Below are 6,034 nucleotides of genomic sequence, written 5' to 3'. Positions count from 1 at the left end.
TCATCCGCTACTGCGCGTGAAAAATCGCCGCAACGTCATCATCACGCCCCACATCGCATGGGCGAGCATCGAAGCCCGCAAACGGCTAATAAAAATGATCGCGCAAAATATCAGGGATTTTATAAACGGCAAATAAGCGCGGTTGAAACGCTGGAGCAAATTTAACAAAATCAAGATGCGGCACAAGGTCCACAAAGACTCTGCACATAGTATTTCAAAGCGCTACACATAAAATTTTATTAACTGAAAAGAAGCGATACTGCTTCAGATAAAATTTTAAATTTACGCCGCGAATAAGCTATTTCTCCCCTTTGAATTCATAGATTTATCTTTTCTTGCAAATTCTTTTTATGCTCATCCAAAATCCCGTAACTATAAAAAATAACACTGAAATCGCCGCTACGCAAAATAAGAACTTACCCGCCTCGCCGAAGATATAGCCCGAATGCACGCTCAAAACGGCTTTATGTATAGCAAAAGGGCGCGGCATGGTACTTTTCGCATCATCATAGCGAGCATGCCGCAAGATGCCCTTTTTAACGTTTATACTCATCGTATTCATATGCTCTTCGCTCTTTTCGCCTTTATCGAAATAAAAGATCATAAAATTTTCTCCATCTTTTTGAGCGATAATATTGAAGAATTCGTAGTTTTCACCGCGTTCACGCTTAAAAATATCAAATGCCGTCTGCAAATTTAAAATTTTATCTTCATCCTCAAGCGAAAATCCTCGCACTTCGGTAAAGCTCGTTTTTCTAAAAATTTCCTTTTCACCCAACGCTCTGTTGGTGATTTTGGCTATCCAATCATACGACCAATAAAGCCCGCTAGCGCTTATCGTAAGCAAAACGGGCAGCAGTAAAACTCCGACCGCGCCGTGCAAGCTATATAAAAACGCATAACCTCTCGCTTTAAAATTTATCCTAAATGCGCGTAAAATCTTTCCTCTAAAGCTAGGATAATAGATCACCGCGCCTGAAATTAAGACCAAAATAAACATAACCGTGCTAAGCGCCACGATATTTTTGCCTATTAGCCGCAGAGTTTCGTTTTTGCTTAGCCCAAATCCCAGATTAGTATGTAGATTTAGCGCTACGCCGATAAACGTATCGCCTATATTTTCCGAAGTAATTTCGCCGTTATAAGGATCTATAAAATATGATTTAAACTCGCCGCTAGAATCTGTACCAGAAAGCCTAATCGCTTCGTTTTTGTTTTGAGGAATTCTATAATAACTGAGCGTAAAACCGGGCTTGACTTTTCTGAAAATATTTAAAATTTCGGCGGGCTTAAGAGCGTCTTTTTCGCTCGGGCGCACGAAAGATTTGCTTTGATTTAACGCATCTATAATCTCATCATGATACGAGATAATAGCGCCGCTAAGGGCTATGATTAAGATCGGCACGCAGCATATAAGCGTCAAAACAAGATGGACGTTGAACCAAAATTTTTTCCTTTTTAAAATTGCCATTAATTTCCTTAAATTTTAAATCCGCGGACGAAATTTATGCGCCGCGAATTTAAAAGTTCACGTTAAATCCAACCTGCGCCTTCATCCCGTCTACAACCATCATTTGATAATTTCCCGAGCGCGTTAGTACGAATTCGTTGAATATGTTATAAAGCGTAAAATTTAAACTTGCGTCTTTTGTGACTTTATAGCTCGCGCCCAGATCAAAAAGCGTGTATGAGCGGATATCCTCATCGTAGCTTAGGCTATCGCGCGTCCTACTATAATAATTTATTTGCGACCATAAGTTTAGCTTGGAGCTTACGTCGTAATCAAATCCTAGTTTTACCGAATGGATTGGAAAATTATTTAAGGTTTTACCCTTCTCGCTACCCGTTTTTTGCTCGGATTTCGTATAGGCGTAGTTTGCATGCAGCTTCAAATTATCTAAAATTTGATAATCGCTACTTAGCTCTAGACCCCTAACCTCGGCTTCTCCGATATTTATAGTGTCCCAAATACCGCGCCTATAAGTTTTGCCGTTATGCACGCAAGGATTTCCCGGTCTTGGGCGACAAATTAATTTGGTAGAAATTCCATCTTTGATTTTGGTATAAAACGCGGTAGCGCTAAAGTTAAATTTATCGTTATCGTCGTAAGAAAACCCGCCTTCGTAGCTTATGCTGCTTTCAGGTTTTAGAGAGCTTCTGCCTATCTGTGCTCCCTGGCCTCCTGCAAACGGCGAGGCAAGGCCCTCGCTACGCTGCTTAATATCCGGAGTTAAATATCCCGTCGAAACGCCACCTTTAATAGAAAAACTTTCGTTTAAACGATAAACGGCATAAGCGCGCGGCGATATATGGCCGCCGTAGTCTTTATCGCGGTTATATCTGATTCCACCGGTTAGCGTTAAATCATCAGTTAGATAAAAATCATCCTCGCCGTAGATCGAATAATCCCATCTTTTGACGTTTGCCTCATCTGCGATAGTGGCGGCTTCGTTTAATCTCTCGCTTCGGTATTGCACGCCCAAACTCAAAGCATTTGAATCGAAAAAATATGAGCCTTTAGAATTTAGCGTAGTCGTTCTAAGACGCAGATCCTGGGCGCCGCTTTCTTTCATGCTATCGTAATTTGCGTAGCTATCTATCATAAACTTATCGTATTTTCCCTGGTGAGACAGGCTTACGGTGTAGCCCTTCATATCCTCTTTCGCAATATCGGTATTGCCTCCCCAGGCTGTTCGCGTACGCCCGTATGTACGCCTAAATTTATTATTTACTTTACGATAATCAAGCGTTACCTCATCGTTTTGCGTTACGTTATACATCAGTTTTGCGCCCATATTCGTCTCTTCATTATTTCTATTCGCATAAGGCTCCTTGTCCTCTATCTTTTCAAAAAATCTGCCGTAAAGTGCGATACCTAGTACGTCCGGGACGATAGCTCCGTTTAGATAAAAACCCGTTTGATAATCACCTTTTATTTGCGATTTTTTAGCGAAAGTATAGTATCCGTTTACATTGCCGCTAAGCTCATTTGAAAAGCCCTTAGTGATGATATTTATTACTCCGCCCATAGCGTCGCTGCCGTAAAGCGAGCTCATAGGACCGCGTATGACCTCTATGCGCTCTATCGCATTTGCGGGAGGCAAGAAATTCTGACTGCTACCAATACTTCTTAATCCTTTATAAGCACTATCGCTGGTTGCGGGCTTGCCGTCGATTAAAATTTTTGTATATTTTTGAGATAGGCCTCTTAGGCTTATGCCTTTTCTAGATGCAGCACCTAGCGTTGCGGTAAAGGCACTCGGCAAATCCTCTACCATTGTGGAGATATCTTGGTAGTTACGTTTTTGTATCTCTTTTTGCGTAAGAACGGAGATAGAAGCGGGTGCGTCTTGAATATTTTGCCGATAGCCCGTAGCACTGACTACGGTAATTTCACCCAAATTTACGCTTTTGCCTTGTTTTTCTAACTCACTCGATATCCCGGCTGTCGCTATAGCAGCAATCAGCGATAATTTATATATTGCGCGCACAAACGCCCCTTTTCTTATTAAAATTTAAACTCATTTTACTATAATAAGATATGCATTATCAAGAAATACTAAACGGCAGAGGGAATATTTTAAACGCTAAAGGGATAAGATGAGCAAGGAGATAAGTTTAGACGATTTTTTGCAAAAAATATCTAACGACATTGAGCCGTCCAAGCAATGTGGGTATAACAAAACCGAGCTTGAAAGCGAAAGTATAAAATTCGACTTTAGCTCTTTTTATACGGGCGGAGAGATAGGATATTATAGCAGCGATATAATTTGCAGAGATTTCCTTTTGCATCGCCACGAACGGGGCAGCCGCTATTCATTTTTATTTTTCAATACGGGCGAAAATCCTATCTGCTTCAGATCGGATAAAGATCAATTCGTTTTGAATAAAGGTGAGTTTTGGCTCGGAACTATGCAAAGCAAATTGCGTGGCGTTCACGAGCTTGAAAATAAACACTATAAAAGCTCATGCATAGCACTTAGCACCGCTTTTGCAAATGAGCTGGGAATTTTAAAAAATTTGAATTTAGATCAAGCCGTTTGCATGAAGAAATTTAAAACAAGCGCCGTGCAAAATATTATCCTCAAAGAGCTCGAAAATGTCACAATATACGACGGCAAAATGCGCGAAATTTTTATGGAAAGTAAAATTTTAGAGATGCTTTATAGAAGTTTTCATAAATTTAATGAGCCCGAAAATACGCTTAGTCTTGATGAAAATCGCATAAAAACAGTTCAAAAAGCAAAGAAAATGTTACTCGAAAATATGCAAAATCCACCTAGCATTAAAGAGCTCGCTCATCTTTGCGCCACGAACGAATTTGCACTAAAAAGGGATTTTAAAGCATATTTCGGCACGAGCGTTTATGCGATGCTGACAAATGAACGGCTTGAGATTGCAAAAGAGCTATTAAGTCTAGATCAAATCAGCGTAAACGAAGCCGCTAAAATGGTCGGATACAATAATTTATCGCATTTTTCTAAAATTTTTAGGGCTAAATTTAATATACTGCCGACGCAACTGAAAAAGGATATAAAATTTTACTACTCGGATTAGAATTTCTTGCGACCGACTATCTTTTAGAAGCCACACTCTTTCGCAACCGCATATCAAAATATCATAAAATTTTATATCGACCGAGCCCGCAAAAATATGGAATTTAAATTATAAATGCCGCCGAAGCCTTGTCGGCAAAAGCGAGCTGCGATCAATATCGCAGCTGCGCGTATGTTTGGACGCCAAGGGGCGCCTTAAAATTTTAAATGTGCCTAAATTTAAAACAGGCTATAAACCTCATCGAGCGTGAAGTGCTTTTTATCGATCTTACCGCCGTAGTATGGCTTGATATCCTCGTCAAAAGCCTTGTGAAAAAATTTTGCTTTATACATTTTTACCAGGCTGCTGTTGACCGCATCAAGTAGCTCGGTATTGCCCTTAGATAGGGCAACGGCGATATAATCTACCTTGCCGAGGTTGATGATTTTTGCATCAAGCGCGGCATCGTTTCTAGCGTATCCGAGTACGACCGTATTATCGTCGGCAAAGCCTATGCCCTCGCCAGCCTTTAGCCTAGCGACGCACTCATTCGCGTCGGTACATGTCGCAATCTCATAGCCCGCGTTTTTGAAGTGCTCCTCGGCAGTTGTGCCTTTAACGCTTAGAATTTTTTTATGCGCGATCTGATCGATTCTTGAAATATTATCATCCTTACGGCTTAGTACGCCGATCTGCACTGAATAATACGGGTAAGAAAAATCGACTTTCTGAACGCGGTCTTTTGTGACGGTAAGCTTGGATATGATGAGATCTACTTTGTTTTGCTCCAGTGAGGGAACGCGATCTTTAGATGCTACGGCGATAAAGTCGATTTTGATCTTTTTATTGCCGAATAGATTTTTGACTAGCTCGTTTGCCAAATCAACCTCAAAGCCCTTCAGCGTGCCGTTATCATCGAAGCTAAACGGAGGCTGGGAATCTTGCAAGCCTATGCGAATTTCGCCTGCTTGCTTGATATCTGCTAAGGAATTAGCGCAAAGCGCGCCAGCACCCAGCAAAATACTTAGTAGAATTTTTTTCATATTTTGTCCTTTGAATTAAAACATTTTATAAAGATCATCTAACAAGAAATATTTTTTCTCAGCCTTGCCCTTGTAAAAAGGATCGATGCTGTCGTTAAAAATTTTCTTGAAAAAGCCATTTTTGCTGAGCTTGACAAGCCCGTCATTTAAGGCGTTTAGCAAGTCGTTGTTGCCTTTTTGCACCGCGATAGCTAAAAATTCCGACGTACCTAAATTCTTGATATTTACCTCTACCTTGCGATCTACGACCGAATAGCCCAAAACTACCATATTATCGTCTGCATAGCCGCTGCCGCGACCGGATTTTAGCGCTCGGAAGCATTCGCTAGAACTAGCGCATGAGATAACTTTAAAGCCTTCCTTATTAAAATAATCAAACGCCGTAGTGCCAGGCTCTGCTAAAATTTCTTTATCTTGTAAATCGTCTACGGTTTTTATATTATCATCGGTGCGAG

General features: G+C 40.7%; 5 protein-coding genes and 1 pseudogene. 2 read left to right on the top strand and 4 right to left on the bottom strand.

Features of this window, described 5'->3' with window-relative positions; translation table 11 throughout:
* Positions 1-136: pseudogene (locus tag Q0340_RS02495) on the top strand (hydroxyacid dehydrogenase); the annotation flags it as partial.
* A gap of 189 nt (positions 137-325) precedes the next feature.
* Here Q0340_RS02495 and Q0340_RS02490 read toward each other — a convergent pair.
* Both Q0340_RS02490 and Q0340_RS02485 read right to left on the bottom strand, forming a co-directional pair.
* A complete protein-coding gene (locus Q0340_RS02490; protein WP_298082027.1) occupies positions 326-1,471 on the bottom strand; it encodes a PepSY-associated TM helix domain-containing protein in 1,146 nt (381 codons plus the stop codon).
* A gap of 49 nt (positions 1,472-1,520) precedes the next feature.
* On the bottom strand, positions 1,521-3,491 hold the full coding sequence (locus tag Q0340_RS02485) for a TonB-dependent receptor (RefSeq protein ID WP_363317244.1): 1,971 nt from the start codon (positions 3,489-3,491) through the stop codon (positions 1,521-1,523).
* 109 nt (positions 3,492-3,600) lie between these two features.
* Here Q0340_RS02485 and Q0340_RS02480 point away from each other — a divergent pair, with 109 nt between their 5' ends.
* A complete protein-coding gene (locus Q0340_RS02480) occupies positions 3,601-4,557 on the top strand; it encodes an AraC family transcriptional regulator (protein ID WP_298082025.1) in 957 nt (318 codons plus the stop codon).
* Positions 4,558-4,775: 218 nt separating this feature from the next.
* On the opposite strand, the gene Q0340_RS02475 is transcribed toward Q0340_RS02480, so the two are convergent.
* Both Q0340_RS02475 and Q0340_RS02470 read right to left on the bottom strand, forming a co-directional pair.
* The gene (locus Q0340_RS02475) at positions 4,776-5,579 is read right to left on the bottom strand and encodes a transporter substrate-binding domain-containing protein (RefSeq protein ID WP_177388809.1); all 804 of its coding nucleotides are present in this window, start codon (positions 5,577-5,579) and stop codon (positions 4,776-4,778) included.
* A 15-nt stretch (positions 5,580-5,594) separates the two neighbouring features.
* On the bottom strand, positions 5,595-6,034 hold a 440-nt coding region (locus Q0340_RS02470), incomplete at its 5' end, for a transporter substrate-binding domain-containing protein (protein ID WP_298082024.1).

This window comes from uncultured Campylobacter sp. (assembly GCF_938045595.1).
In the GTDB taxonomy this organism is placed as follows: domain Bacteria; phylum Campylobacterota; class Campylobacteria; order Campylobacterales; family Campylobacteraceae; genus Campylobacter_B.
Note: the sequence above shows the minus strand (reverse complement) of the source record. Positions and strands in the feature narration are given on the sequence as shown.

Coding starts and splice junctions, on each gene's coding strand:
- Q0340_RS02490 (WP_298082027.1), bottom strand. CDS start 1,471: ATGGCAATTTTAAAAAGGAAAAAATTTTGGTTCAACGTCCATCTTGTT.
- Q0340_RS02480 (WP_298082025.1), top strand. CDS start 3,601: ATGAGCAAGGAGATAAGTTTAGACGATTTTTTGCAAAAAATATCTAAC.
- Q0340_RS02475 (WP_177388809.1), bottom strand. CDS start 5,579: ATGAAAAAAATTCTACTAAGTATTTTGCTGGGTGCTGGCGCGCTTTGC.